The 25,649-nt window shown below is 60.9% G+C and carries 26 protein-coding genes; 19 read left to right on the top strand and 7 right to left on the bottom strand.

Annotation, left to right across the window (positions count from 1 at the left end; genetic code table 11):
* Positions 1–20 precede the first annotated feature (20 nt).
* The 9 genes from DXX99_RS03310 to tsaD are packed head-to-tail and all read left to right on the top strand — an operon-like array spanning position 21 to position 7,125.
* Positions 21–413: an HIT family protein gene (locus DXX99_RS03310; RefSeq protein WP_115792086.1), complete on the top strand. Its 393-nt coding sequence runs from the start codon at positions 21–23 to the stop codon at positions 411–413.
* Positions 414–1,127, top strand: coding sequence for a gamma-glutamyl-gamma-aminobutyrate hydrolase family protein (locus DXX99_RS03305; protein ID WP_115792085.1), 714 nt, complete (start codon positions 414–416; stop codon positions 1,125–1,127).
* 30 nt (positions 1,128–1,157) lie between these two features.
* A complete protein-coding gene (gene thiE / locus DXX99_RS03300; RefSeq protein ID WP_115792084.1) occupies positions 1,158–2,213 on the top strand; it encodes a thiamine phosphate synthase in 1,056 nt (351 codons plus the stop codon).
* Positions 2,188–3,492, top strand: coding sequence for a phosphomethylpyrimidine synthase ThiC (gene thiC / locus DXX99_RS03295; protein WP_115792083.1), 1,305 nt, complete (start codon positions 2,188–2,190; stop codon positions 3,490–3,492). Before thiE ends, thiC begins: the two co-directional genes overlap by 26 nt.
* A gap of 13 nt (positions 3,493–3,505) precedes the next feature.
* Entirely contained in the window at positions 3,506–4,525 is a 1,020-nt protein-coding gene (gene thiL, locus DXX99_RS03290) for a thiamine-phosphate kinase (RefSeq protein WP_165847678.1), read from the top strand.
* Positions 4,509–4,991 carry a tRNA (adenosine(37)-N6)-threonylcarbamoyltransferase complex ATPase subunit type 1 TsaE gene (gene tsaE / locus DXX99_RS03285; RefSeq protein ID WP_115792081.1) on the top strand — a complete coding sequence of 161 codons (483 nt, stop codon included), beginning with the start codon at positions 4,509–4,511 and terminating at the stop codon, positions 4,989–4,991. Before thiL ends, tsaE begins: the two co-directional genes overlap by 17 nt.
* A complete protein-coding gene (gene tsaB / locus DXX99_RS03280) occupies positions 4,969–5,646 on the top strand; it encodes a tRNA (adenosine(37)-N6)-threonylcarbamoyltransferase complex dimerization subunit type 1 TsaB (protein ID WP_115792080.1) in 678 nt (225 codons plus the stop codon). Before tsaE ends, tsaB begins: the two co-directional genes overlap by 23 nt.
* Before the next feature lie 5 nt (positions 5,647–5,651).
* Positions 5,652–6,122 (top strand): ribosomal protein S18-alanine N-acetyltransferase, encoded by a 471-nt coding sequence (gene rimI / locus DXX99_RS03275; protein ID WP_115792079.1) that lies wholly within the window; start codon positions 5,652–5,654, stop codon positions 6,120–6,122.
* Positions 6,109–7,125 carry a tRNA (adenosine(37)-N6)-threonylcarbamoyltransferase complex transferase subunit TsaD gene (gene tsaD, locus DXX99_RS03270; protein WP_115792078.1) on the top strand — a complete coding sequence of 339 codons (1,017 nt, stop codon included), beginning with the start codon at positions 6,109–6,111 and terminating at the stop codon, positions 7,123–7,125. The genes rimI and tsaD overlap by 14 nt, the downstream gene beginning before the upstream one ends.
* Here tsaD and DXX99_RS03265 read toward each other — a convergent pair.
* A complete protein-coding gene (locus DXX99_RS03265) occupies positions 7,122–7,316 on the bottom strand; it encodes a hypothetical protein (RefSeq protein ID WP_115792077.1) in 195 nt (64 codons plus the stop codon). The two genes, tsaD and DXX99_RS03265, sit on opposite strands and share 4 nt — an antisense overlap.
* A 74-nt stretch (positions 7,317–7,390) precedes the next feature.
* Here DXX99_RS03265 and DXX99_RS03260 point away from each other — a divergent pair, with 74 nt between their 5' ends.
* Complete coding sequence (locus tag DXX99_RS03260; protein WP_115792076.1) at positions 7,391–8,077, top strand: formate dehydrogenase accessory sulfurtransferase FdhD; 687 nt, start codon at positions 7,391–7,393, stop codon at positions 8,075–8,077.
* Here the strand turns inward: DXX99_RS03260 and fdhF are convergent.
* Genes fdhF through DXX99_RS03240 form a run of 4 tightly spaced genes read right to left on the bottom strand, consistent with a single transcriptional unit; the run spans position 8,074 to position 13,779 of the window.
* Complete coding sequence (fdhF, locus tag DXX99_RS03255; RefSeq protein ID WP_115792075.1) at positions 8,074–10,770, bottom strand: formate dehydrogenase subunit alpha; 2,697 nt, start codon at positions 10,768–10,770, stop codon at positions 8,074–8,076. The two genes, DXX99_RS03260 and fdhF, sit on opposite strands and share 4 nt — an antisense overlap.
* Positions 10,771–10,786: 16 nt before the next feature.
* Positions 10,787–12,736, bottom strand: a complete 1,950-nt coding sequence (locus DXX99_RS03250) for an NADH-quinone oxidoreductase subunit NuoF (RefSeq protein WP_165847677.1) — start codon at positions 12,734–12,736, stop codon at positions 10,787–10,789.
* A gap of 21 nt (positions 12,737–12,757) precedes the next feature.
* The gene (gene nuoE, locus DXX99_RS03245; protein WP_115792074.1) at positions 12,758–13,207 is read right to left on the bottom strand and encodes an NADH-quinone oxidoreductase subunit NuoE; all 450 of its coding nucleotides are present in this window, start codon (positions 13,205–13,207) and stop codon (positions 12,758–12,760) included.
* Positions 13,189–13,779: a 5-formyltetrahydrofolate cyclo-ligase gene (locus tag DXX99_RS03240; protein WP_115792073.1), complete on the bottom strand. Its 591-nt coding sequence runs from the start codon at positions 13,777–13,779 to the stop codon at positions 13,189–13,191. Before DXX99_RS03240 ends, nuoE begins: the two co-directional genes overlap by 19 nt.
* Before the next feature lie 378 nt (positions 13,780–14,157).
* Between DXX99_RS03240 and groES the strand changes: the two genes are divergently transcribed.
* From groES to DXX99_RS03200, 8 genes are all read left to right on the top strand, one after another.
* Positions 14,158–14,442: a co-chaperone GroES gene (gene groES / locus DXX99_RS03235; RefSeq protein ID WP_015738210.1), complete on the top strand. Its 285-nt coding sequence runs from the start codon at positions 14,158–14,160 to the stop codon at positions 14,440–14,442.
* A gap of 24 nt (positions 14,443–14,466) precedes the next feature.
* Positions 14,467–16,086: a chaperonin GroEL gene (gene groL, locus DXX99_RS03230; RefSeq protein WP_115792072.1), complete on the top strand. Its 1,620-nt coding sequence runs from the start codon at positions 14,467–14,469 to the stop codon at positions 16,084–16,086.
* Positions 16,087–16,184: 98 nt separating this feature from the next.
* Positions 16,185–17,105, top strand: coding sequence for a cysteine synthase A (gene cysK, locus DXX99_RS03225; protein ID WP_115792071.1), 921 nt, complete (start codon positions 16,185–16,187; stop codon positions 17,103–17,105).
* Between the two features lie 15 nt (positions 17,106–17,120).
* Entirely contained in the window at positions 17,121–18,437 is a 1,317-nt protein-coding gene (locus DXX99_RS03220) for a phenylacetate--CoA ligase family protein (protein WP_115792070.1), read from the top strand.
* A complete protein-coding gene (iorA, locus tag DXX99_RS03215) occupies positions 18,434–20,197 on the top strand; it encodes an indolepyruvate ferredoxin oxidoreductase subunit alpha (protein ID WP_115792069.1) in 1,764 nt (587 codons plus the stop codon). Before DXX99_RS03220 ends, iorA begins: the two co-directional genes overlap by 4 nt.
* A gap of 5 nt (positions 20,198–20,202) precedes the next feature.
* Positions 20,203–20,856: an indolepyruvate oxidoreductase subunit beta gene (locus tag DXX99_RS03210; RefSeq protein ID WP_115792068.1), complete on the top strand. Its 654-nt coding sequence runs from the start codon at positions 20,203–20,205 to the stop codon at positions 20,854–20,856.
* Complete coding sequence (locus DXX99_RS03205) at positions 20,814–22,112, top strand: phenylacetate--CoA ligase family protein (protein WP_115792067.1); 1,299 nt, start codon at positions 20,814–20,816, stop codon at positions 22,110–22,112. Before DXX99_RS03210 ends, DXX99_RS03205 begins: the two co-directional genes overlap by 43 nt.
* The gene (locus tag DXX99_RS03200; RefSeq protein WP_115792066.1) at positions 22,109–22,540 is read left to right on the top strand and encodes an ACT domain-containing protein; all 432 of its coding nucleotides are present in this window, start codon (positions 22,109–22,111) and stop codon (positions 22,538–22,540) included. Before DXX99_RS03205 ends, DXX99_RS03200 begins: the two co-directional genes overlap by 4 nt.
* Here the strand turns inward: DXX99_RS03200 and ytxC are convergent.
* Positions 22,503–23,363 (bottom strand): sporulation protein YtxC, encoded by an 861-nt coding sequence (gene ytxC, locus DXX99_RS03195; RefSeq protein ID WP_115792065.1) that lies wholly within the window; start codon positions 23,361–23,363, stop codon positions 22,503–22,505. The genes DXX99_RS03200 and ytxC overlap by 38 nt on opposite strands.
* A gap of 149 nt (positions 23,364–23,512) precedes the next feature.
* Between ytxC and DXX99_RS03190 the strand changes: the two genes are divergently transcribed.
* Positions 23,513–24,676, top strand: coding sequence for an NAD(P)-dependent malic enzyme (locus DXX99_RS03190; RefSeq protein WP_115792064.1), 1,164 nt, complete (start codon positions 23,513–23,515; stop codon positions 24,674–24,676).
* Here DXX99_RS03190 and DXX99_RS03185 read toward each other — a convergent pair.
* Complete coding sequence (locus tag DXX99_RS03185) at positions 24,585–25,574, bottom strand: PP-loop family protein (RefSeq protein WP_240610792.1); 990 nt, start codon at positions 25,572–25,574, stop codon at positions 24,585–24,587. The genes DXX99_RS03190 and DXX99_RS03185 overlap by 92 nt on opposite strands.
* Positions 25,575–25,649: the final 75 nt, after the last annotated feature.

Here is a 25,649-nt window from a genome sequence, read left to right as displayed (position 1 = left end):
TCTGGGGAGGGGAGCGGTTTATGCAGGAGTGCCTTTTCTGCAATCTGCCGCGGGAGGCTATTATCGCCGAGAACGAGCTGGCTTTTGCCATTTTCGACAAGTATCCGGTGAACCCGGGGCACACCTTGGTTCTTCCCAAGCGGCACTTCGCTTCCTTCTTCGAGGCTACGGAGGAGGAAATAGTGGCCCTTTATTGCCTCTTGCACGAGGTCAAGAAGCTTTTAGACGAGCGCTATCATCCCGACGGCTACAATGTAGGTGTGAATGTAGGGAAGTGCGCTGGTCAGGTGATAATGCACCTGCATTTTCACGTCATTCCGCGCTTCGAAGGGGATGCGCCTCGTCCGGGGGGCTTAAGGCGGGTGAAGGATCCGATTACTCCCTGGGAAGGGGAGGGAGAGAAGAGCAGGTAAATGCCGGTACCTATAGGGATCACGGTGGGGCTTGACCAGGACGAGTCCCGTTACCTTTCGCCCCGCGCCTATGCGGAGGCGGTGAGCCGAGCGGGGGGGCTGCCTCTTCTGCTCCCCCCGCTTCCTCCCGGTGAGGTGCCTGCGGTCCTGCGATTGGTGCGGGGAATCGTTCTTTCCGGCGGGAACGACCTGGATCCGGTCTATTTCGGGGAAGAGTGCCTTCCCCTAACCCGGCGCATCGAACCTGAAAGGGACGCCTTCGAGCTCGCCCTGGCCAGGCTGGCTCTGCACCGCCGGGTACCGCTTTTGGGCATCTGCCGGGGGATGCAGGTGCTGAACGTGGCGGCCGGGGGGAGCCTATACCAGGACCTCTCCTTAGGGATACCCAACCCTCTCAAGCACTTTCAGGAGGCTCCCCGCTGGTACGCTTCCCACTGGGTGGAGCTGCTTCCCGGTTCGCGGCTGGCCAGGATAATGGGGGGCGTCACCCGGCTTAAGACCAACTCCTTCCATCACCAGGCCGTGCGCCAGGTGGCGCCCGGTTTTAAAGCGGTGGCCTGGACTTCGGACGGCGTGGTGGAGGCCATAGAGGCCGAAGGGGAAGCCTTCGCCCTGGGGGTGCAGTTCCACCCGGAGACCATGATCTACAAGGAGCCCCTTTTCTTGCGCCTTTTTGTGGCTCTGGTGCAGGCGGCAGGCGGGATTGAACCTTAAAGGCTAAATGGAGTAAGATTAAGGGCAAAGATGTGGCGGATGGTAGACGCTAATCTTAACCGGTTGTGCGAAGGGCTGCGGGTGCTGGAGGACTTGGCCCGCTTTGTCTTCCAGGAGCGTGCTCTGGCTGAGGAGGCTCGGGCCTTTCGGCACCAGGTGGCTCGAAGCCGGGAGCCGAGGCAGGCCGAGTGCTTGGCCTTCCGAGACGTGGCGGGCGATTGGGGAAAGGATTACCACTCTCTTCCTTACTCTTCCCTGAAAGAGCTTACTCTGGCCAACTCCCGGCGCGTGCAGGAGGCGGCCCGGGTGCTGGAGGAGCTCGCTCGGCTTGGCCTCCCGAAGGGGGAAGAGTTGTTCCGCAAGGTGCGCTTCTGGGCCTATGCGGCCGAGAAGAAGTTGTATTCTTTAGCTGCGGGCGAGGAACGCCGGCGGCGCTGCCGGCGTTGGCGGCTTTACGTCATAGTGGGTTCGGAGCATACGGGCGGGCGCGAGGTTCCGGCAGTGGTGCAAGCGGCCATAGCCGGAGGGGCGGAGGTTATCCAGCTCCGGGAGAAGAGCCTATCCACCCGGGCGCTTTACCACTTGGCCCGCCAACTCCGGGAGATAACCGGGGAAGCGGGGGTAGACTTCATCATTAACGACCGGGTGGATGTGGCCCTGGCGGTAGGGGCGGATGGGGTGCATCTCGGGTCGGAGGATCTCCCCCTACCTGAGGCCCGCCGAATCCTCGGGGACAAGCTTCTTCTAGGGGCTACGGCCCATTCTCTGGAAGAGGCTCTGAAGGCTCAGGCGGTAGGGGCCGACTACCTGGGAGTGGGACCGGTTTTCCCTACCGCTACCAAGCCGGACATCCCTCCCGGGGGTTTGAAGCTCCTTCGGGAAGTGGTCTCCCGGGTTTCCTTACCGGTGGTGGCTATAGGGGGCATAACGGCGGAGAACGTGCGGGAAGTTTTAGCCCAGCCCGGGGTAAAGTGCGTGGCGGTGGTTAGCGCAGTGGCAGCGGCTCCTGATGTTAAAGAGGCGGCGGCGCGGCTGAAACGAGCGATGGAGGGGATGGACTTTGACGCAGCTGGAAGCAGCCCGTAAAGGCGAGATCACTCCTGCTATAGAAAGGGTAGCAGCGCGAGAAGGACTGGCGGTGGAAAAGGTGCTTGAAGGGGTGGCGGCGGGGAAGATAGTGATCCCGGCCAACCACAACCACCGTAATCTGGACCCTATAGGCATCGGCGCAGGGTTGCGAACCAAGGTTAACGCCAACCTGGGCACCTCTCCCCAGTTTCCCGATCCGGAGAGGGAACTTCACAAGTTGCGGGTAGCCCTGGCGGCGGGAGCCGACACGGTGATGGACCTCAGCACCGGCGGGGATCTGGACACGGTCAGACGACTTATCTTGACCCACAGCCCCGTTCCTGTGGGTACGGTCCCCATTTACCAGGCGGCCGTGGAGGCGCGGGAGCGGCACGGGAGCATAGTGGCCATGACCGCCGACGAGCTCTTTGAGGTGATCGAGCGCCAGGCGGCCGACGGGGTGGACTTCATGACCGTCCACTGCGGCGTCACTATGGAAAGCGTGGAGAGGCTCAGGCGCCAGGGCAGGGTGACCGACATCGTCAGCCGGGGGGGCTGCTTCGTACTGGGGTGGATTATCCACCACGAGGAAGAGAATCCCCTTTACGCCCAGTTCGACCGCCTGCTCGATATTTGCCGGCGGTACGACGTCACCCTAAGTCTAGGCGACGGGTTGCGTCCCGGCGCCTTGGCCGACGCCACCGACCGGGCGCAAATTCAGGAGCTGATTATCCTGGGGGAGTTGGTGGACCGGGCGCGAGAGGCCGGGGTTCAGGTCATGGTGGAGGGGCCGGGGCACGTTCCCCTGGATCAGGTGGTCCTCAACGTCCAGCTGCAGAAGTCCCTCTGTCGCGGGGCCCCCTTCTACGTTCTGGGACCTCTGGTCACCGACGTGGCGCCGGGGTACGACCACATAGTGGCGGCCATAGGGGGGGCGGTGGCGGCCATGGCCGGGGCGGACTTTCTCTGCTACGTTACTCCTGCCGAGCATTTGGGCCTCCCCACCGCCGAGGACGTGCGTGAGGGGGTGATCGCTGCCCGCATAGCGGCCCACGCCGCCGACCTGGTCAAGGGGGTGCCGGGGGCTAGAGAGTGGGATCTGGCCATGTCGCGGGCCCGTAAGAGGCTGGACTGGGAAGAGCAACTCCGCCTGGCCCTGGACCCGGAGAAGGCTAGGCGCCTGCGGCAGGAGAGGAATCCCGAAGGCATGAGAGAATGCACCATGTGCGGGGAGTTCTGTGCCATGCGCCTGGTGGCCGGCTTTCTCGGTTTCGATACCAAAGTCAGGCCCTGCTGAAGGAAGGGAGAGCGTGGAACTCAAAGAGATAGGGGAGTTCGGGCTCATCTACCGGCTGACCCGAGACCTGCCCTCTTCTCGTGAGGTGATCCAGGGGGTAGGGGACGATGCGGCGGTGCTGGCGGTAGGAGATAAGTGGCTTCTCTTCGCCACCGACGTTCTGGTAGAAAAGATCCACTTCCGCTGGGATCTGGCTTCGCCTGCCGACGTGGGTTTCAAGACACTGGCGGTCAACGTGAGCGATATCGCCGCCATGGGCGGCCGCCCCACCTACGCCTTGGTCACCCTGGGGCTTCCCCTAAACTTCACGGTAGAAGAGGTGGAGGAGTTTTACGCCGGGCTCAAAGAGGCGGCTGAAGAGTACGAGGTGATCCTGGTGGGCGGGGATCTCAGCCGGTCAGACGTCTTCTTTGCCGGGGTAGCCCTACTAGGGGAGGTGGAGCCGGGGAAGGCTAAATTCCGGAAGGGAGCACGCCCGGGGGATATCCTCTGTGTCACCGGGCCTTTGGGAGGGGCCGCGGCCGGATTAACGCTGCTCAAGAGCAAGAAAGAACTCCTCCCCGAAACCATGGCCCATTTTCTCCGGCGCAAGTACCGTCGCCCCGACGCCCGGCTGGAGGCCGGGAAGATCTTGGGAGACTTCGAAGAGGTGCACGCCTTGATCGACGTAAGCGACGGTCTGGCTGGTGATGCCCATCACCTGGCGCGGGCGTCGGGGGTACAGATCAACATCTATCGCACGGCCCTGCCCGTTTACCCTCCTGCCCAGGAGCTCGGCCGGCGTCTGGGGATGGATCCGGCGGAGTGGGCCCTCTTCGGCGGGGAGGATTATGAGCTCCTCTTTACCGTGGAGCCTTCCGCCGTAGGCAAGGTGGCCAAGGCTTTGGAGGAAGTGGGGCTCAGCCTTTTCCCTTTGGGCTTTGTGGAGGAAGGGGAAGGGGTGAAGCTAGTCTTGCCCGACGGCCGGGAGGAAGAGCTGAGATGCGGAGGGTACGACCATTTCCGAGGAAGTATATATGAGCCTGCGCCTTAAGAGCCGATCGCCGGAAGAGACGCAAGCCATAGGGGAGAAGTTGGGAGGGATCTTGCGCCCGGGCGACGTCGTGGCCCTGGAGGGGGAGTTGGGCACAGGCAAAACCTGCTTCGTGCGGGGGTTGGCGCGCGCCCTGGGAGTGCGGGAACCGGTGGCCAGTCCCTCTTTTGTCTTGGTGCGGGAGTACCGGGGGGAAAAGTTCCCCCTTTATCATTTCGATGCCTACCGGTTGGAAGACCCAAGAGCTTTTTGGGATCTGGGAGTGGAAGAGTACTTCGCTTCCGGAGTAAGTGTCATCGAATGGGCCGAAAAGGTGGCGGCTGTTTTGCCGGAAGAGCGGCTTGAGGTGCGCTTGGAGTACGCTTCTGACGACCCCGAAGCGCGCTTCCTGGAGATTAAAGGGTATGGGAGACGGGGAAAGGAGCTATTGGAGGCTTTGAGGCATGCGCTTGGTTCTGGGGATTGAGACGAGCACGGCTCAGGCTCTGGGTGTGGCGGTAGTGGGGGAAGAGGGGCTTCTGGCCGAGGCCACAGCGCGGGGCGAGAAACGGCACGCCGAGTACCTCTTCTCCTTTATCGAATGGGTACTCAAGTCGGCTGAGGTGAAGCTGGAGGAGCTTAGCGGCATCGCGGTCTCTATAGGCCCCGGCTCCTTCACCGGTATCCGTCTAGGGGTGGCGGTGGCCAAGACGCTGGCCCAGGTTCTAAGTTTACCGGTTTTCGGGGTGCCCACTTTGGAGGTTTTGGCCTTGCCGTGGTCTGCCCAGCCCCTTCCGGTCTGCCCGTTGGTTCCTTCGCGGCGGCAGGAAGTTTTTGCTGCCCTCTACCGGCGGGGAGAACTTTTAAAGGGACCCTGGGCGGCCTCGCCGGCGGAGGTGGCGGCGGAGCTCCGATCCCTGGACTCAGTCCTGCTCACCGGAGCGGGAGCCGGGCTTTATGCCTCTGTTTTCCGGGAGCTGCTGGGAGAAAGAGTTGTCTTCCCCGTTCCCTTGCCCGACAGCCCGTCGGCGCAGGTGATAGCCTTCCGGGGGCTAGAACTCCTCCGGCAAGGGGCGAGAGGGGATCTTTTCGAGCTCTCTCCCCTCTACCTGCGTCCGCCGGCGATAAGCGGAGGGGGCTAAGTCTTATGACCTTGCAGGTAGTGACCATGACGCCGGAACATCTGGATGAGGTACTGGAAATAGAGCGCCTCTCCTTCCCCCTGCCCTGGGATCGGGATACCTTTCTCTTCGAGATACTCGTCAACAAGCTGGCGGATTACGTGGTGGCTTTGTGGGACGGTAAGGTGGTGGGTTACGGAGGCATGTGGATAGTGGCGGACGAGGGGCACATCACCAACATCGCTGTGCACCCGGACTACCGGCTGAGGGGAGTGGGGAGGGAGATCCTAAAGGAGCTCATCCGGCGGGCAAAGGAGAAAGGCCTTTCCCGCATGACCTTGGAAGTGCGCCCCTCAAACGCGGTAGCCCGGCACCTTTACCGGAGCCTCGGCTTCGTGGAAAAGGGGATAAGAAAGCGCTACTACCGGGACAACGACGAAGACGCTATCATCATGTGGCTAGAAAACTTGCAGGTGATGCCCTGTGAAGAACGGTAGGGTGCTGATTCTGGGCATTGAAACCTCCTGCGACGAGACTGCGGCCGCGGTGGTAGCCGACGGCCGCGAGATCCTTTCCAACGTGGTCTCCTCCCAGGTGGAGATCCACCGGCGCTTCGGCGGGGTAGTACCCGAAGTGGCTTCCAGAAAACATCTAGAGATGCTGAACCCCGTCATCGACCTGGCTCTGAAAGGGGCGGGGGTGAGCCTTGGCGATTTAGATGCGGTGGCGGTTACCCAGGGTCCCGGCCTGCTAGGCTCGCTGCTGGTGGGGCTCATGGTCGCCAAAAGCCTTGCCTTTGTTTTGAGGTTACCCCTCATCGCCGTGCATCACATAAGGGCTCATGTTTACGCCAACTTTCTTGCCCATCCCCGCGTAAATTTCCCTTTCGTGGCTCTGGTGGTGTCGGGAGGGCACACCGATCTGATTTACGCCACCTCCCACAGCGACTTCCGGCTGATCGGCCGGACCAAGGACGACGCGGCGGGAGAGGCCTTCGACAAGGTGGCGCGCTTCTTGGGGCTAGGGTATCCTGGCGGCCCGGCCATCGAGAGAAAAGCGCGCCAAGGCGACCCTACGGCCTTCCCCTTGCCTCGTCTTCACACCAGCGGGGATTTCGACACCAGCTTCAGTGGCCTCAAGACGGCGGTCATCTACCGCTGGCGTCAGGCTCAGGAGAGAGGGGAAAAGGTGCGGGTGGAGGACGTGGCCGCCAGCTTTCAGGCCACGGTGGTGGAAATACTGGAGGAGAAGGCTTTCGCCGCCGTGCGCGCCTTTAAAGTACCCACCCTTCTTCTGGCCGGTGGGGTAGCGGCCAACGGCCACCTGCGAGAGCGCTTCGCCACCCGGGCGCAGGCGGAGGGAGTTAAGCTTCTCCTCCCCCCGCCGGTTCTCTGTACCGACAACGCCGCCATGGTGGCCGCCGCCGCTTACTACCAGTTTCTGCGGGGGGATTTTGCTCCCTTGACCGTAAGCGCCGACGCCGGCCTTCCCTTGAGCTAGAAGCAGCCGAGTTGGCAGGCCACTATCTTTATTCCCAGTTGATCGCAGGCGGCTCCCACAACCCTAGGTGCTACTCCTAGCTCGGCAGCCAGTTGGTGGGCGCGCAGGCAGGTGAGCTTGCCGTCCTTGGCTGCTTCTTTCACGGCTGCTAGCACCTGGGGCGGCACCTCATACGGAGGTTTCTGCTTCAAAGCGACCCCCTCCTTAAAAGCTTGGCGAAGCCTCCTGTCAGGAGATTTTACCACGAAAGGAGGATTTGCGGGGGTTGATTGCCCACTGGAAAGTGGTTCGTTACCTCCAGGGAGAGCGGCGCGAAGTAATGGACGAGGTGGCGGAGGAGAAGTCCTTCAAAATATTGCTCGACGGTCGGCTCCTCGCCACCCTTAACTGCCTTCCGGCAGAGTTGGAGTACCTAGTGCTGGGCCATCTCTGGCATTCAGGCGTGATCTGTCACCCGGCAGAGGTGGTGCAGATCGAGGTTAGGGCGGGGGAGATTAGAGTTTCCTGCTGCCCCGGCCGCGTATCTTACCCTTCTGCCCCTTCTTCTCCTTTACAAGTGGATCCGGGGGAACTTTTCTCCCTGGTAGAAGCTCTGGACGAGGATTCCCTCTTTTCCCGGACCGGTGGGGTGCACGTGGGTCTCTGGGGCCGAGGAGGGGAGGTGATCTTCCGCACCTCCGATACTGGGCGGTACAACGTGCTCGATAAGCTCACCGGTTTCGCCCTGACCCGAGGGCTCTCTCCCTCCGAGCTCGTTCTGGGCTTCAGCGGGCGCCTGAGCCGAGGAGTTATAGAAAAGGTGGCCCGGCTCGGGACGAGGCTCGTGGTCTCACCGGCAGCTCCCACTTCCGGGGGTCTCGAGCTGGCCTCGGAGCAGGGCATAACCGTGGTAGGCTTTGTTCGCCGGGGCCGCTTCAACATCTACACCCACCCGGAACGCGTGGCTTTTTAGCGCACCGCCTTTTCTATGCGCACGGCTACTCCTTTAAAAGCCGGTATCTTGGCACGCGGGTCGCAGCGATGTCCCACTAAGGTGTTTATGGGGTTCTCAGCATCGTGGAAGGTGGCAAAGACCACTCCGCGCGGCAGGTTGGAGTTGGGAGTAGCTTCTATTTTAAGGACACCATGGCGCGAGGAAATGAGGACGCGATCGCGAGGCTTGATTCCCAGTTCTGCCATGTCTTGCGGATTCATCTCCAAAAGGGTCTCCTGATAAAAGCCCAGAGGGGTGCGCCGGGTCATGGTGCCCGAGTGGTAATGAGTGAGATAGCGCCCGGTAATTAGTAAGAAAGGATAGTCCTTATCCGGTTGCTCGTCGGGCGGGGCGAAGTGTACCGGGTGGAAGCGCCCTTTGCCCCGGGCGAAGTTTTCTTGGTGAAGAATAGGAGTACCGGGGTGTTCAGGGTGAGGACAGGGCCAGAAGATTCCTTCGGGCTCGACTTCCAGGCGTTCGTAACTCACGCCGCCGTAGATGGGAGTAAGCTGCGCTATTTCTTCCATGATGGCGGCCGGGGAAGAGTAATCCCAGGGATGTCCCATCTCCCGGGCTAGGAGGGTTACTATTTCCCAGTCCGGCTTGGCCTCCCCTACCGGACTTATGGCGCGCCGTACCCGCTGAATGCGGCGTTCAGTGTTGGTGAAGGTACCATCTTTTTCGGCAAAGCTGGCCGCTGGTAGGACCACGTGGGCAAAGCGCGCGGTTTCGGTGAGAAAGATGTCTTGCACCACCAAGAACTCCAGGTTTTCCAGCGCCTTTTTCACTAGGCCGGTATCGGCCTCGGTCACCATAGGGTTCTCGCCCACGATATAGAGAGCCTTTATCCTGCCTTCGGCGGCCGCTTCAAACATTTCGGTGGCGGTGAGCCCTGGATGATCTGGGATTTCCACTCCCCAGGCCGTGGCAAACTTGGCCCTTAGTGAGGGGTCAGTCACCGCCTGGTACCCGGGGAGGTAGTCGGGCAGGGCCCCCATGTCGCAGGCGCCCTGCACATTGTTCTGTCCCCTCAGGGGTAGAACACCACTTCCCTTCCTCCCCACATGGCCACAAAGCAGGGCCAGATTAGCGATGGCGTAGACGTTGTTCGTGCCACAGGTGTGTTGGGTTACACCCATGGTGTAGATAATCACGGCATTTTTGGCCCGGGCGTAGCGGCGCGCCACCTCGACGATGAGCGCTTCCGGTACACCGGTTATGGCCGCAGCCAAGGAGGGTGGGTACTGCATCGCCGCTTCTCGGAAGGCGGCAAAGTTCTCCGTGCGGTAGATGACGAACTCCTGATTCCACAGATTCTCTTGGAGGCATACGTGGGCCATGGCGTTGAGCAGAGCGATGTCGGTGCCGGGGCGTAGTTGCAGATGGTAGTGGGCGCGTGAAGCTATCTCGGTGCGCCGGGGGTCGATCACAGCCAGTACCGCCCCGCGCCGGAGCGCTTTCTGGATCTGAATGGCCGCCACCGGGTGGGTCTCGGTGGTGTTACTGCCGATTACCAGGATGAAGTCAGCTTCGGGTATTTCGGCAAGTGGGTTGGTGGCCGCGCCGCTGCCAAAAGCTTCTCTTAGAGCCACCAGGGTGGGGGCGTGACAGAGGCGAGCGCAGTGATCGATGTTGTTGGTTCCCAAGACCGCCCGGGCGAACTTGTTGAGCAAATAAGCTTCCTCGTTGGTTATGCGGGCGGAGGCGAGCACCCCTATGGCGTCCGGCCCGTATTTTTCCTTCACTTCGCGTAGGCGCCGGGCTACCCGCCCGAGAGCTGTGGGCCAGGTGACCTTGGCGAAGAGGAAGGGGTCGCGTATGAGAGGCATCTTTAGCCGGTCCCGGTGATGGATGAAGCCGAAGCCGAAACGCCCCTTGACGCATAGCCAGCGGCCGTTGACCGGCGCCTCGGGGCAAGATTGCACCCCTATCACCCGGTCGTTCTTGACAACCAGGTAAAAGGAGCAGCCGGTGCCGCAGTAGGGGCACACGGTCTTTACCTTCTTAACTTCCCAGTGCCGTCCCTGTCCCCACATGGGTTTGGGGAATAAGGCTCCAACCGGACAGACGGCTATACAATTACCGCAGAACACGCAGCCGGCCTTTTCCAAGGGGAGCTCGAAGGGAGGGGTGATTTTGGTGCGCACCCCTCGGTAGGCGAAGTCTATGACGGCTTTCCCCATGATCTCGCTGCAGACGCGCACACAAAGGCCGCAGAGGATACACTTATTCATGTCCCGCACGATGAAAGGGTTGCTGTCTTCTATCGGGTAATTCCGCTTTTCTCCTTCAAAGCGGGTCCGGCGCACTCCGTAGCGGTAGGCTAGGTCTTGCAGGGCGCAGGAGCCGGTGCGCTCACAGGTCAGGCAGTCTTCAGGATGGTTGGCCAAAAGAAGCTCTATCAAAGTATAGCGGGCGTGGCGCACCGCCGGGCTCTCGGTCTCCACCACCATGCCGTGGCGAACTGGGGTGATGCAAGCTGCCGGCAGTTCTTTCCATCCCCGCACCTCCACTATGCACAGACGGCAGCCTCCCCAAGGGCTGAGCTCCGGGTCGTGGCAAAGAGTAGGGATATAGATGCCGGCCTGGCGGGCCGCCTCCAGGATAGTGGTTCCTTCGGGAACGGTGACTTCTTTCCCGTTTATGACCAGGGTCACCATCTTCCTTTCCAAATCTGGACGACCCCCTTCAGAGCCGCTTGACGGCCTGGAAACGGCAGATCTCAAAGCAGCGGCCGCATTTGACGCAAACTTTTTCGTCGATGTGGTGAGGCTTCTTCTTTTCTCCCTTAATGGCTTTGACCGGGCAGACGTAAGCGCAGGCGCCGCAGCCTATGCACTTATCGACTAAAATAACGAAGCGCCGTAGGGCCACGCACTCACCGGCGGCGCAGCGCTTTTCCATCACATGTTGCAAATACTCGCTGCGGAAGAAGCGCAGGGTGGTCAGCACCGGGTTGGGAGCCGAGGTTCCCAGCCCGCAGAAGGAGGTGGCCTTGACCACCTGCCCCAGGAACTCCAGGAGGGAAAGGTCGCTGGGGCTTCCCTCTCCCCTGGTGATGCGCTCCAGGATGTTCAGCATCTGCTTGGTCCCCTCGCGGCATGGAGTGCACTTACCGCACGATTCCCGCTCGGTGAAGCTCAGAAAGAAGCGGGCAGTGTTTACCATGCAGTTGTCCTCGTCCATGACCACCACGCTTCCCGAGCCCATCATGGCCCCGGCCCCGGTGAGGGATTCGTAGTCGATGGGCAGGTCGAGCATGTCTTCGGGTATGCAGCCTCCCGATGGTCCCCCTATCTGCAAGGCCTTGAAGCGCTTGCCTCCCTTAATTCCCCCGCCTATATCGAAGATAAGTTCTTTCAAAGTGGTGCCCATAGGAACTTCCACCAACCCAGTATGTTTCACCTTACCACTTAGGGCAAAGATCTTGGTGCCTTTGCTACCTTTGGTGCCAATGTTGGCGAACCACTGGCTGCCACGCAAGATTATCAAGGGGACGTTGGCGAAGGTCTCCACGTTGTTAAGCACGGTGGGCTTACCGAAGAGACCCTTTTCGGTGGAGCGGGGCACTTTGATGCGGGGGATACCCCGGTTCCCCTCTATGGAGGCCATGAGCGCGGTGGACTCGCCACAGACGAAAGCCCCTGCCCCTTCGTTTATGTGCAGATGGAAGGTAAAGCCGGAGCCGAGGATGTTTTCTCCCAAGAGCCCTGCCGCATAGGCTTGTTCTATGGCTATCCTTAGTCGCTTCACTGCCAGGGGGTACTCTGCCCGGACGTAAACGTAGCCCTCGTCGGAGCCTATGGCGTAGCCGCAGATGATCATTCCCTCGATGACCGCATGCGGGTCGCCCTCCAGGAGGGCGCGATCCATGAAGGCCCCCGGATCGCCCTCGTCGGCGTTGCAGATGACGTAGCGCTTAGAACTCGGTACTCGCCGGGCGGCCTCCCATTTCTTGCCGGTGGGGAAGCCGGCTCCTCCTCTACCCCTAAGTCCAGATTTTTTGATTTCTTCGATTACCTCTTCGGGGCTCAAAGAGAAAAGAACGGAGGTCAAGGCCCGGTAGCCACCGGCGGCTATGTACTCCGCTATGTCCTCCGGATTGATGTAGCCGCAGCGCTCCAGGACCACCCGCTGCTGCTTGCGGTAGAAGGGTATTTCGGATAGAAGGGGGTATACCTTACCTGCCTCATCGCGGAAGAGCAGTCGTTCGACGGGTTTTCCGCCCTTGAGGTGTTCTTCCACTACAGCTGGCACGTCTTCCGGTTTTAGCCGACAGTAAAGGATCCCTTCCGGCATGACCAGGGCCAGCGGACCTTCTTCGCAAAGCCCCAAACAACCTACCAGAGTAACGGTGACCTGTTCTTCCAGGCCGGCCTTCTTTATGGCTTCCTGGAAAATTTCGGGCAGAGAGAAGGATCCGGCTGCTCCGCAAGTGAGCCCTCCGCATACCAGAAGGCGCCTCCGGTTACTACCCACTGGAGGAAAGTGGGAGTTGAGCCATTTTTGGCGCAGCCTTCTGCACTCGGGATCGTCGTGGCAGAAAGGGCCGTCCCGGCGGCACAGCACGTAATCTTTACAGGGGGTTTGGGGGGAGTGGGTACAGCGGGAGCAGCACCGATCCATAAACGACCGCACTGGTTTTCCCTCCGTCGGCCTCTAGTACTTTTTCAGCAGGGCTAGAGCCTTCTCCGGGTCCAGCCGACCGTGCGTCTCTTCGTCCACCACTACCACCGGCGCCATACTGCAAGCCCCTACACAGGAGACAACTTCTAAGGTGAAACGCCCATCGGCGGTAGTGTCTCCCGGTTCCACGCCTAACTCCCTTTTCAGGGCGTGGAAGATCTGCTCCGAGCCACGGACGTGACAGGCGGTACCCAGGCAAACGCATACCGTATGCCTACCTCGGGGCTTAAGGCGGAACTGGGCGTAGAAAGTAGCCACGCCGTAGACCTTGCTCAGCGGAACTCCCAGCTCCTGAGCTAAGGTGCGCAGGGCCGGTTCCGGCAGATAGCCATAGTGGCGCTGCAGGGCGAGCAAGGCGGCTATAAGCTTTTCCGGCCTTCCCCGGTAGCTCCGCACTACCTCTTCTAGGATCGCTTCTCCCATACTTCCACCTCATCGAAACGATAAATACGGCTGGGAGTAATCAAAAAGTGCAGGCGCTGATCGTGGGGTTCGGCCCCCACGTCTTCCACTACCTGAAAGTCGTAGGCCAAGCCTACCCGCAGGGCGGGGGAGCGGGAGAGGAAGCGATCGTAGCAACCCCACCCGTATCCCAGTCTGTATCCTTTCAGATCAAAAACAAGGCCTGGTACCGCGACCAGGTCTATCTCTTCGGGGGGGACAGAAGGGCAGGTGGGACGGGGTTCGGGTATCCCTCCTGGCCCCGGTACCAGGTCATCGGGGTAAACCTTTATTAGGCGTGCGGTAATTTCTTTCTTCTCCCGTGAGGTTGCCGGCAGGGCTACGAGCTTGCCTTCGGCCAAGGAGGCCGAAATTATCCTCTTGGTGGGTACCTCCTGGCGGAAGGCGCAGTAAAGTAGTAGCGTCTTCGCCTGCCGGTAGGCGGGCAGGGAGAAGAAGAGCTCCGCCACCCTTTCCCCCGCCCAGGCCACCTCCTCGGGGGGGAGGGCTAGCCTTTTTCGCAAAAACACTTGGCGCAAGCTTTCCTTCTTCATGGCTTTAAAAGTATCTCTTCCTGCGGTCGGTTGTCAAAGGAGGAGGGTTTAACGGCTAAAATTCAACGGTGGAAGGCAGTTGAAGCGCCGGGTGAGCAGAGCTCAGGTAGTGTAGGAAGCTGCTTTCCAGGGAAAAATTTTTTATTGGGTGGCAGACCGTCCGACGGAAGAGCATGATTTTATGAGAAAAAAGTTGTTTTGAAGAGAGAGGGGGGATTCTGCCGCAATAATTGCTAAAGGAAGCTTGGAAACGTTGGTATTTGGGCAGTTTAGGCTTTTGCCTTTGGGCTGCGACTTCGCTAGTATAATTTCGTGATCCTTTATTAGCACTCGGTCGAGGTGAGTGCTAATAAAAACGAGGAGAAGGAGGGGTCAGGCTTGATCAGACCGCTGGGTGATCGGGTAGTTGTCAAGCCTTTGCCTGCCGAAGAGGTGACTAAGGGAGGCATTGTGCTGCCCGACACGGCCAAGGAGAAGCCCCAAAAGGGGGAAGTGGTGGCCGTGGGGCCGGGGAGGCTTCTGGAGAACGGCCAGCGCGTTCCCATCGATGTCAAGGTAGGAGACAAGGTCCTCTACTCCAAGTATGCCGGTAACGAGGTCAAGATCGACGGAGAAGAGTATCTCATCCTGCGCGAGAGCGACATCCTGGGCGTGCTGGAGTAAAAACAAAAGGAGGGGGTTATCACCGTGGCAGGCAAGCAGATTCTCTTCCGGGAAGAGGCGCGCGCAGCTATCGAGCGGGGCGTTAACGCCGTAGCGGATGCCATAAAGGTGACTTTGGGTCCACGCGGGCGTAATGTGGTGCTGGAGAAGAAGTTCGGTTCGCCCCAGATCGTCAACGACGGCGTCACCATTGCCCGGGAGATTGAGTTGCCCGATCCGGTGGAGAACCTTGGGGCGCAGCTCATCAAGGAGGTTTCCACCAAGACCAACGACGTGGCTGGTGACGGTACCACCACGGCGGCCCTGCTGGCCCAGGCTATTGTGCGTGAGGGCATGAAGAACGTAACGGCCGGGGCCAACCCCATCATGCTCAAGCGGGGCATTGATAAGGCCGTAGAGCGGGTGGTAGAGGAACTCAAGAAGATCGCTAAGCCGGTAGAGTCCAAGGAAGCTATCGAGCAGGTGGCCTCCATTTCCGCCAACGACCCCGAGATCGGCCGGCTCATTGCCGAGGCTATGGAGAAGGTGGGTAAGGACGGGGTCATCACCGTCGAGGAGTCGAAGGGCATCACCACCACCCTGGAAGTGGTGGAAGGGATGAACTTCGACCGCGGTTACATCTCCCCCTACTTTATAACCGATCCCGAGCGGATGGAGGCGGTGCTGGAGGATGCCTACATCCTGATAACCGACAAAAAGATCTCCGCCATCACTGATATCCTGCCTCTTCTGGAAAAGGTCCTGCAGACGGGCAAGCCCTTGCTCATTATAGCCGAGGATGTGGAGGGCGAAGCGCTGGCCACGCTGGTGGTCAACAAGTTGCGCGGTACCCTTTCCGTCTGCGCCGTCAAGGCGCCTGGCTTCGGTGAGCGGCGCAAAGCCATGCTGCAGGATATTGCCATCCTCACCGGTGGCCAAGTCGTCTCCGAGGAGCTGGGCCTCAAGCTCGACAAAGCCACGTTGGAGATGCTTGGCCGGGCGCGCCAGGTGCGCGTGAAGAAGGAGGAGACCATCATCGTCGGCGGCCAGGGCAACCCGGAGGACATCACCAAGCGGATCGCCCAGATCAAGAAGCAGATCGAGGAGACGACCTCCGAGTTCGATAAGGAGAAGCTGCAGGAGCGCTTGGCCAAGCTGGCCGGCGGGGTGGCGGTCATCCAGGTGGGCGCGGCCACCGAGACCGAAATGAAGGACAAGAAGCTTCGCATCGAGGACGCCCTCAACGCCACGCGGGCGGCGGTAGAGGAGGGTATCGTCCCTGGCGGCGGTACGGCGCTTATCAACTGCATCCCGGCTCTGGACGAGTTGAAGTTCGACGACCCCGACATGCAGACGGGCGTGCGCATCGTGCGCCGGGCGCTTGAGGAGCCGCTGCGCCAGATCGCGGCCAACGCTGGCTACGAGGGTTCGGTGGTGGTGGAGCGGGTCAAGGCGAGCGAGCCCGGCGTGGGCTTCGACGCCCTTAACGAGCGCTACGTTAACATGATCGAGGCGGGGATCATCGACCCGGTCAAGGTGACGCGGACGGCTTTGCAGAACGCGGCGAGCATTGCCGGCATGATCCTCACCACCGAGTGCCTGGTGGCCGAGAAGCCGGAAAAGGAGAAGAATAAGGGCGGCGGCATGAGCCCCGACATGATGTAAGCTTTCCTTAGAGCTTGCCATGGAGAGCTCCCGCTTGGACGGGCGGGAGCTCTTCTTTTATAATTGACTTTAAACCGGTCAGGAGGCAGGCGGAAGCTTTGCGGGCAAAAACCTGGGAGGAGCTCATTGGTCGCACCCCGCTCGTTTCCCTCAAGCGGCTGGGGGTAGAGAGAGTCACTTTGCTGGCCAAGTGCGAGTGGTTCAATCCGGGAGGGAGCAACAAGGATCGGGCGGCTCTTTTCATGCTTAAGGAGGCTTTAGCCTCGGGCAAAATCGCGCCCGGCGGCACGGTGGTGGAGCCCACCAGCGGCAATACCGGCATAGCCCTGGCCTGGCTGGGCCGGCGCCTGGGGCTTCAAGTGGTGGTCACCATGCCGGAAAATATGAGCCGCGAGCGCGTTGATTTGCTAACTGCCTACGGTGCCAAAGTGGTGCTCACTCCGGCGGAGAAGGGGCTGCCCGGAGCGGTGGAAGCGGCCAGAGAACTGGTGCGGGAAACAAAAGGTGCTTTTATGCCCGACCAGTTCAGCAACCCGGCCAACGCCGAGGCGCACTACCGCACTACCGGCCCGGAGATCTGGGAGGATACCGAAGGTCAGGTAGACACGGTGGTGGCGGGAGTGGGCACGGGGGGCACCTTAACCGGCATAGCCCGCTACCTTAAAGAAAGGAAGCCGAAGGTGCAGGTGGTGGCGGTGGAGCCGGCCGAGTCGCCAGTTCTCTCCGGAGGGAAGCCGGGCAGGCACGGCATTCAGGGAATAGGGGCAGGCTTCGTTCCTCCTTTGCTGGCTCGCGAGCTTATCGACGAGGTGATTCCCGTCGCCACCGAAGAGGCGGTGGCGACCTGCCGGGAGTTGGTGGCTAAGGAGGGTATCCTGGCGGGACTTTCTTCCGGAGCGGCCTGTCGGGCCGCTTTAAAACTCGCCTCCCGGCCGGAAAACCGGGGAAAGGTTGTCGTGGTCATCTTTCCGGACAGCGGGGAGCGTTATATTTCCTTGGGACTCTGGAGAAAAGCGTAAGGTTGGTGAGCAGAGTTGCGAGTAGTTTCAGGTCTTCGCCGCGGTGAGACCCTCTCGCGGGAAGAGTTGCGGGAGTTGCAGTTGGTTCGCCTCAAAGCGCTTCTAGTCCGGGTTTACGAGCGCGTTCCCTTCTACCGCCGCAAGATGGACGAGGCGGGGGTAAAGCCGGAGGACATAAGGTCTTTGGAGGACATCCGCCACCTCCCCTTTACCACTAAGGAGGACCTGCGGGAGAACTACCCCTTCGGGCTTTTCGCCGTGCCCTTAAAAGACGTGGTGCGCATCCACGCCTCCTCCGGTACCACCGGCAAACCCACGGTGGTGGGTTATACCCGTCGGGACCTAAACCTCTGGGCGGAGCTGGTGGCCCGGATCGTACGGATGGCGGGGGTGGGGCGCGGGGATGTAGCGCAGGTTTGCTTCTCTTACGCCCTTTTCACCGGCGGTTTCGGGCTGCACGCCGGGCTGGAGCGGGTAGGGGCTACGGTCGTTCCGGCGGCGGCCGGGAATACCGAGCGCCACGTGCGCCTCATGCAGGATTTCGGCACCACGGTGCTGGTGGGCACTCCTTCCTACATCCTCCACATCGCGGAGGTGGCTCGACAGATGGGGGTGGACCCCCGGCGCCTTAAGGTGCGCAAGGCCCTCTGCGGGGCCGAACCTTGGAGCGAGGGAATGCGGGCCGAGATAGAGCGGACGTGGGGTATAGAGGCTTACGATAACTACGGCCTTTCCGAGATAATAGGGCCCGGGGTAGCGGGGGAGTGCCTCGAGCGCCAAGGGCTGCACATCAACGAGGACCACTTCCTGGTCGAGGTGATCGACCCGAATACGGGCGAGCCACTGCCGGTGGGGGAGAAAGGGGAGTTGGTCTTCACCACCCTGACCAAGGAAGCTCTCCCTCTCATTCGCTACCGGACGCGGGATCTATCGCGGCTTTTGCCCGGTCCCTGCCCCTGCGGCCGCACTACCATCCGCATGGAGCGGGTCATGGGCCGCACCGACGACATGCTGATAATCCGAGGGGTGAATGTCTTTCCCTCCCAGATCGAAGAAGTTATCACCAGCATCCCGGGGCTGGCTCCCCACTATCAGATAATCGTAGACCGCAAGGGTTATCTAGACGAGCTGGAGGTCCAGGTGGAGCTGGCGCAGGAGGGGTTCACAGGATCTTATGAAGACCTGGAGTCTCTGGAGGAGGCGGTGCGCCACCGGCTGCAGTCGATCCTTTCCATAACTCCCAAAGTAAAACTTTTGGAGTACGGTTCGCTCACCCGCTCTACAGGTAAGGCCAAGCGGGTTATAGACCGCCGCCGAGGAGGAGAAGGATGAAACTCTTAAGTGGTAACGAGGCCATAGCCCGGGGGGCCTACGAGGCGGGGGTGAAGGTGGCGTTGGCCTACCCGGGTACCCCCAGCACCGAGATCCTAGAAAACATTATCCGGCACTACCCGGAGATTTACGCGGAGTGGGCGGCCAATGAGAAGGTAGCGGTGGAGGTGGGAATAGGAGCCTGCCTGGCCGGGGCCCGCACGCTGGTAGCCATGAAGCACGTGGGGGTGAACGTGGCCGCCGACCCCTTACTCACCTTGACTTACACCGGGGTAAACGCCGGTTTTGTCCTGGTTTCGGCCGATGACCCGGGGATGCACAGTTCGCAGAATGAGCAGGACAACCGGTTTTACGCTCGCTTCGCCCAAGTGCCTTTGCTCGAGCCGGCGGACAGCCAGGAGGCCAAGGATTTCGTGAAGGCGGCTTTCGAGATAAGCGAAGCTTTTGATACCCCCGTCCTTCTCCGGACTACCACGCGGGTCTCTCACTCCAAGAGCCTGGTGCAGGAAGGAGAGCCGGTGACGCCACCGCCCAGAAAGTACCGCAAAGACTTTGCCAAGTACGCCGTGCTCCCGGCCCACGCCCGGGTGCTACACGAGAAGGTGGAGAGGCGCCGAGAGGAATTGCGAGCGTACGCCGAGTCCTCTCCTCTCAACCGCATAGAGTGGGGGGACAGGAGAATAGGCTTCATCACCTCCGGCATAGCTTACCAGTACGTGAAGGAGCTCTTCCCCTGGGCCTCGGTGCTCAAGCTGGGCCTGAGCTACCCCCTGCCCTTGAAGCTCGTCCGCCAGTTTGCCCGGGAAGTGCAGAGGGTTATAGTAGTGGAGGAACTGGAGCCGTTTCTGGAGGAGCAGATCCTGGCGGCGGGTATCAGGGTGCAGGGCAAGGATTTGGTGCCCAGAACAGGGGAGCTTTCGCCGGCGCGGCTGGCCTGGGGGCTTTCCCGAGACGAGGACCTGGCACGCCTGGCCGAGGAGTACGGCACGGTGTTTAACTTCCCGCCGGACGAGGAGAAATTGCCGGTGCGCCCCCCGGTTCTCTGCCCCGGCTGTCCCCATCGAGGGGTCTTCTACGTCCTCAAAAAGATGAAGCTGGTGGTCACCGGGGACATAGGCTGCTACACCTTGGGTGGGCTGCCGCCGCTGGGAGCCATGGATACCTGCATCTGCATGGGGGCCTCCATAGGGATGGCACACGGGCTGGTGAAGGCTGATCCGGAGCTCAGCGGGCGCACGGTGGCGGTCATCGGCGATTCCACCTTTTTCCACACCGGCCTTCCCGCTCTGGCCAATCTGGTTTATAACCGAGGTGCGGCCGCGGTTATTGTTCTGGATAACCGCACCACCGCCATGACCGGGCACCAGGACCACCCGGGGACGGGTAGGACGGCCAGGGGGGAGGAGACCGTGGCGCTGGATGCGGCCGAGGTAGCCCGGGCGCTGGGGGCGGAGTACGTGGAGGTGGTGGATCCTTATGACCTGCAGGCTGTGCGCCGAGCGGTGGAGCAGGCCCTGCGCTCCTCTTCGCCGGCAGTGGTGGTGGCTCGGCGCCCTTGTGTCCTCTTGACCCGCCCTTCTCCTCGCCCCTTACCCTACCGGGAGGAGGTCTGCCGCGGATGCGGCCTCTGCCTGGAGCTGGGCTGCCCGGCACTGGCGCTCAAAGACCGCAAGGAGCGGAAGATAGCCGTGGATCCGCTTCTTTGCGTGGGCTGCGGCCTTTGTGCTCAAGTCTGCCCCTTCGGGGCGTTGGAGGTCTGAAGTTCATGGTGACTAACATTCTGGTAGCGGGGGTGGGCGGCCAGGGCATCCTGCTTACCGGGAAGCTCATTGCCCAAACGGCCTGTCTCGCCGGTTTCGACGTCAAGACCTCGGAGATCCACGGGATGGCCCAGCGGGGGGGAAGCGTGGTCACCCACGTGCGCTACGGGGAAAGGGTTTACTCCCCTGTGATTTCCCCTGGCACCGCCGATTTTCTCCTGGCTTTTGAGAAGCTGGAGGGAAGGCGCTCTCTGCCCTTTCTCAAGCCCGGGGGCCTGGTCATCCTCAACGACTACGCTTTGCCCCCTTTACCGGTGGCCGTGGGGCTCGAGGCCTACCCCTCGGACACGGAGGAATACATAGCCCAGCGCTTCCCCCTTTTGCTCATAGATGCCTTAAAAGAAGCGCGCCTTCACGGCGGCGATCCCCGTATGGCCAACGTTCTGCTCACCGGCGTCTTGGCCGCTTTTACTGGGATTCCCCGGGAGACATGGGAAGAAGCCCTGGAGCGGTCCGTGCCTCCTCGCTTCTTGGAGGGTAACCGAAAAGCCTTTGCCCGCGGCTTCGAGCTAGGAGCCGCTTACCGGCAGAAAATGGCGGAAGGAGTGGTAGACCAATGTGGAACCCCAAGGCGGAGTGCTTGCCCCGGGAGGAGCTAGAGGAGCTCAAGCTCGAACGCCTTAAAAACACGGTGCGCCACGTCTATGAAAACGTCCCCTTCTACCGCCGCAAGATGGACGAGGCGGGGGTAAAGCCGGAGGACATAAGGTCTTTGGAGGACATCCGCCACCTCCCCTTTACCACCAAGGAGGACCTGCGGGAGAACTACCCCTTCGGGCTTTTCGCCGTGCCCTTAAAAGACGTGGTGCGCATCCACGCCTCCTCCGGCACCACCGGCAAACCCACGGTGGTGGGTTATACCCGGGAGGATATCGAGGTCTGGTCGGAGGTCATGGCCCGCACGCTGGGAATGGTCAGCGCCTCTTCCGAGGACGTGGTGCAGATTGCTTACGGTTACGGCCTTTTCACCGGCGGGCTGGGCGTGCACTACGGGGCGGAGAAGATAGGGTGCACGGTCATCCCCACCTCCGGGGGAAACACCAAGCGTCAAATCATGCTCATGCGGGACTTCGGCACCACCATCCTCTGCTGCACCCCTTCCTACGCCTGCTACCTGGTCGAGGTGATGGCGGAGCTGGGGGTGAGTCCCCGGGAGCTTAAACTCCGGGCCGGGCTTTTCGGGGCCGAGCCCTGGAGTGAGGGGATGCGCCGGGAGATCGAGAGCAATCTGGGGATAGAGGCTTTGGACATATACGGGCTTTCCGAGATCATAGGCCCCGGCGTGGCAGCGGAGTGCCTCTGCAAAGAGGGATTGCACATTTGGGAGGATCACTTCCTCCCGGAGGTGATCAACCCGGCCACCGGCGAACCCCTTCCTCCGGGTGAAGAGGGAGAGCTGGTCTTCACCACCCTCACCAAGCGGGGCTTCCCCGTGATCCGCTACCGTACCCGGGACATATCTTTCTTGCTCCCCGAGCCCTGCGCCTGCGGTCGGACGCATGTGCGCATGGGGAGGGTGAAGGGGCGCACCGACGACATGCTGATAATCCGGGGGGTGAATGTCTTCCCCTCCCAGATCGAAGAGGTGCTCCTTTCCCTGGGTTACACCGAGCCCCACTACCTGTTGGTGGTGGACCGGGAGAGGCGCCTAGATGTTCTGGAGGTCTGGGTGGAGGTTTCGGAGAGCATCTTCCGCGACGAGGTGCGGGGACTGGAGGAGCTGGAGGAAAAGATCCGGCGGGAGATAGAGGCGGTGCTGGGTATCGCAGTTAAGGTGCGGCTGGTGGAGCCCAAGACCATTCAGCGGAGTGAGGGGAAGGCTAAGCGGATCATCGACAGGAGGGATCTCAGGTGAGCGTCAAGCAAATATCGGTCTTTCTGGAAAATAAGAGCGGGAGACTGGCGGCGGTGGCACGCCTGCTCGCCTCGCGGGGGATCAATATCCGGGCCCTGTCTATTGCCGACACTTCTGACTTTGGTATCCTGCGCCTCATCGTGGATCGGCCGGAGGAGGCCTATAGGGCTTTAAAGGAAGAGGGGTTCACTGTGTCCCTTACCGATGTATTGGCCGTGGCCGTACCCGACCGCCCCGGCGGCTTAGCCCCGGCTCTAGAGGCTTTGAGCGAAGCTAACCTGAACATCGAGTACCTTTACGCCTTCGTGGCCCGGCACGCCGACCAGGCGCTGGTGCTTTTGAAAGTGGACGACCGGGAGCGGGCGGTTAAAGTACTAGAGGAGGCCGGCTTCAAGGTTCCTTCGCCCGAGGAGATTTATTCTCTTTAAGCTTCGGCGCGGCGCAGAAGGGGCAACTCCTGCATTCCCTCAGGCGGAAAAGCTTGGCGAAAAGGGGAAGGGCCGCGCCGGAGGGAAAGTAGCCATGGAGGACGATTTGGCGTGCTCCTAGAAGGATTAGGGTGCCCAGAATCCAGTCTTCCGGCCCCTCCTCCGGGAAGTCGGAAGGGGGGAGGTAGGCCAGCTCCTTCCCCTTATTGTCGCATAGGAGAATGCCCCCTGCTGCGGTGTAGTAGCAGTGCACCCGGTGATGGTCTAGGCCGTGGCGCTGCCTGAAATTGGCCAAAAAGTCTAGAAGCTCCTCGCTTTCCTGGCGAAATAGCACCTCGTCTACCACTTCGTAAGCCAGGCGCGAGAGGAGAGGCCGCAGCTCTTTCAGCCGGAAATAGAGGAAGCCTTCCAGGTCGAGTTTTATAGGCGAAGGAGTAGAGCGCAGGTAGGAGGACAGCCGCTCCACAATAAGAGGGCGCAAGGGGGCGAGGGAGGGGTCTTCTCTTCGGCTAGATAAAGCTTCGTGTATCGCCTGTTGCAAGGCGGGCGAGGCGGGTAGCTCTCCTTCCCAGAGAGAGTAAAAATAGAGGGTTAGGCCGTGGCGCAGGAAGAACTCTCCCAGGAAGCGGCTCAGGCGCAGCTTCACATACCGTTTTTCGTTTTCTGACTTAGCCTCCGACTTAACGTGCAGAAAATCTCCTTCCTTGCCGGTATGCAGGCGGCAGGGTATTTTTTCTTTCCGGAGCTGTTGTAGTTCCCGGGCTAGGCTTTCGCGAAGAACCTTGCGCAAATGGGTGCTTTTTAGGCGCAGAACGATTTCCAAAGCACTTCCTCCTCACGCGCTTCTTCTCGGTAGAGAAAGTTTACGGCGCCAACTTTCGTTTTATGCCCCGGGGCTCTGGCGGTCGGCAAGTGCGAGGGGGTATCATTTTAGAGAGACGCCAACGGAGTCTGCGAGGAGGGATCAGCAAGGTGGCGTTAGCTGAGGAAGCATTGGAACTGCACCGCAAGTATCGAGGTAAGATAAGGGTAGAAAGCAAAGTCCCGGTCAAGGATAAACGCGATCTTTCTCTGGTCTACACCCCCGGTGTGGCGGCCCCTTCGGAAGAAATCGCCTCCCGGCGGGAGCTGGTCTACGAGTACACCGCCAAGGGGAATTTGGTGGCGGTGGTGACCAACGGCACGGCCGTTTTAGGTTTGGGGGACGTGGGTCCGGAGGCCGCCCTGCCGGTTATGGAGGGGAAAGCGGTTCTTTTTAAAATCCTGGCAGACGTTGATGCTTTCCCTATCTGCCTGGCCACCCGCAACCCGGCCGAGGTGGTTCAGGCGGTTAAGCTTTTAGCCCCTACTTTTGGCGGCATCAATCTGGAGGACATAGCCGCCCCGGATTGCTTTTTTATCGAAGAAAGACTGAGGGAAGAGCTCGATATCCCGGTCTTCCACGACGACCAACACGGCACGGCCGTTGTGGTGGGGGCCGCTTTGTTAAACGCCCTGAAGCTTACTGAGCGGAGGCTGGAAGAGATAAAGGTCGTAATTATCGGGGCGGGAGCGGCGGGGATAGCGGTTGCCCAACTGCTGCACGGCCTCGGGGTACGCCACCTGCTGGTCTGCGACCGGGAGGGGATCCTGGTGCCGGGCAAGACGAGCAACCCCTACAAGGAGGCCGTAGCCAGGCTCACTAACCCTGAGGGCAGAACCGGGGGCTTGGCGGAGGCTCTACGGGGAGCGGACGTACTCATCGGTCTTTCCCGCGGGGGAATAGTTTCGCCGGAGATGGTGGCCGGCATGGCCCCCCATCCCATAGTTTTCGCCCTGGCCAATCCGGAGCCGGAGATAAGGCCGGAGTTGGCGCGGCAGGCGGGGGCAGCGGTAATAGCTACCGGCCGCTCCGACTACCCCAACCAGGTGAACAACGCTCTGGCCTTTCCCGGTGTCTTCCGGGGGGCGCTGGATGTCCGCGCACGGGAGATTAACGAAGCTATGAAGCTGGCGGCCGTCAAGGCTATAGCCGAGCTGGTGGAGAAGCCCCGTCCGGACTACATCATTCCTGACCCCTTTGATCCGAGGGTGGTGCCGGCGGTGGCACGGGCGGTGGCGGAAGCGGCGCGGCAGACCGGGGTGGCTCGGCTTTGACCTTCGCCTCCTCTTCCCGCCAAGTACGGCAGAAGGTGCATACGGGCGATACGGAGGGAAAGCCGCAAACCAGGCAGTTTACCCGCGGCGGGCGGGCAGCAGGGTCGACGAAGCGGTGGGCCTGCTGGGTGTAGCCTTCATAGAAGGCCCTTTTAAGCCCGGGAGATTTCTCTTCCAGCATATTGAGCACCGCCTTGTAGCGCTTGAACTTGGCTTCGGCGGCGTAGGGGCACTGGGCGGTGGTGGGTTTAATCCCGTGAAGCTCGGCAAAAGCGAGAATTTCTTTTTCCCCTTGCAGCGCCAGGGGCTTTATTTTGCGGGCAAAACCTGGCTCCGGGGGCAAAACGGGCAGTCCCTTGGCCAGGTAGTGGAGGTCCCAGCGCAAGAGGTTGGCCAGTAAGGCGGCGGCCATGTCGTCCAAGGTATGGCCGGTGGCCAGAGCATAGGCGTTAACGGCTAAAGCGTACTCGTTCATAAGGTGGCGTTTGGTTACCCCGCACAAAGCGCAAATCCGCTCCTGCCGACGGGCGACTTCGGGTATGGTCTTGCCGAACTTTTCTTTGAGGCTAAATACCTCCAAGGGGATCTCCTTTTCGCGACAAAAATCCTCCACCGCCCGGCGGGAGCTGGAGGAAAAATTATTCTCTTCGATTCCTAAATCGATAAAGAAGCCCAGTACCTCGTACCCCAGGCGCTTCAAGACAAAAGCCGTGACCAAAGAGTCCTTCCCCCCGGAGAGGGCTACCACCACCCGGGCGCCGGGAGGCAGCATCCGGTACTTCTTTATGGTGCGGCTTATCTGCCGGAGGAAGAAAGCATCGAAGTGCTCCGGGCAGAAGGCGGCATTGTGGGCCGGCAACTTGATAAAAGCCGGGCCCCGGCATACGCGACACTTCAAAGCTTCTCCAGTCTCCTTTCCGCTAGGCTCTGTTCCCTCCTTAAATTTTAAGGGCTACCCGCCGAAGGGGCAAAA

The organism is Ammonifex thiophilus (assembly GCF_003368535.1).
In the GTDB taxonomy this organism is placed as follows: Bacteria; Bacillota; Desulfotomaculia; order Desulfotomaculales; family Ammonificaceae; genus Ammonifex; species Ammonifex thiophilus.
The sequence above is the reverse complement of the archived record's forward strand: the minus strand, read 5'-3'. Positions and strand labels throughout refer to the sequence as shown.

What these genes read in the sequence shown, in the direction of transcription:
- DXX99_RS03310 (WP_115792086.1), top strand. Translation starts at nt 21, where the DNA reads ATGCAGGAGTGCCTTTTCTGCAATCTGCCGCGGGAGGCTATTATCGCC.
- DXX99_RS03305 (WP_115792085.1), top strand. Translation starts at nt 414, where the DNA reads ATGCCGGTACCTATAGGGATCACGGTGGGGCTTGACCAGGACGAGTCC.
- thiE (WP_115792084.1), top strand. Translation starts at nt 1,158, where the DNA reads ATGTGGCGGATGGTAGACGCTAATCTTAACCGGTTGTGCGAAGGGCTG.
- tsaE (WP_115792081.1), top strand. Translation starts at nt 4,509, where the DNA reads ATGAGCCTGCGCCTTAAGAGCCGATCGCCGGAAGAGACGCAAGCCATA.
- tsaB (WP_115792080.1), top strand. Translation starts at nt 4,969, where the DNA reads ATGCGCTTGGTTCTGGGGATTGAGACGAGCACGGCTCAGGCTCTGGGT.
- rimI (WP_115792079.1), top strand. Translation starts at nt 5,652, where the DNA reads ATGACCTTGCAGGTAGTGACCATGACGCCGGAACATCTGGATGAGGTA.
- nuoE (WP_115792074.1), bottom strand. Translation starts at nt 13,207, where the DNA reads ATGGGAGAAGCGATCCTAGAAGAGGTAGTGCGGAGCTACCGGGGAAGG.
- DXX99_RS03240 (WP_115792073.1), bottom strand. Translation starts at nt 13,779, where the DNA reads ATGAAGAAGGAAAGCTTGCGCCAAGTGTTTTTGCGAAAAAGGCTAGCC.
- iorA (WP_115792069.1), top strand. Translation starts at nt 18,434, where the DNA reads ATGAAACTCTTAAGTGGTAACGAGGCCATAGCCCGGGGGGCCTACGAG.
- DXX99_RS03210 (WP_115792068.1), top strand. Translation starts at nt 20,203, where the DNA reads ATGGTGACTAACATTCTGGTAGCGGGGGTGGGCGGCCAGGGCATCCTG.
- DXX99_RS03205 (WP_115792067.1), top strand. Translation starts at nt 20,814, where the DNA reads ATGTGGAACCCCAAGGCGGAGTGCTTGCCCCGGGAGGAGCTAGAGGAG.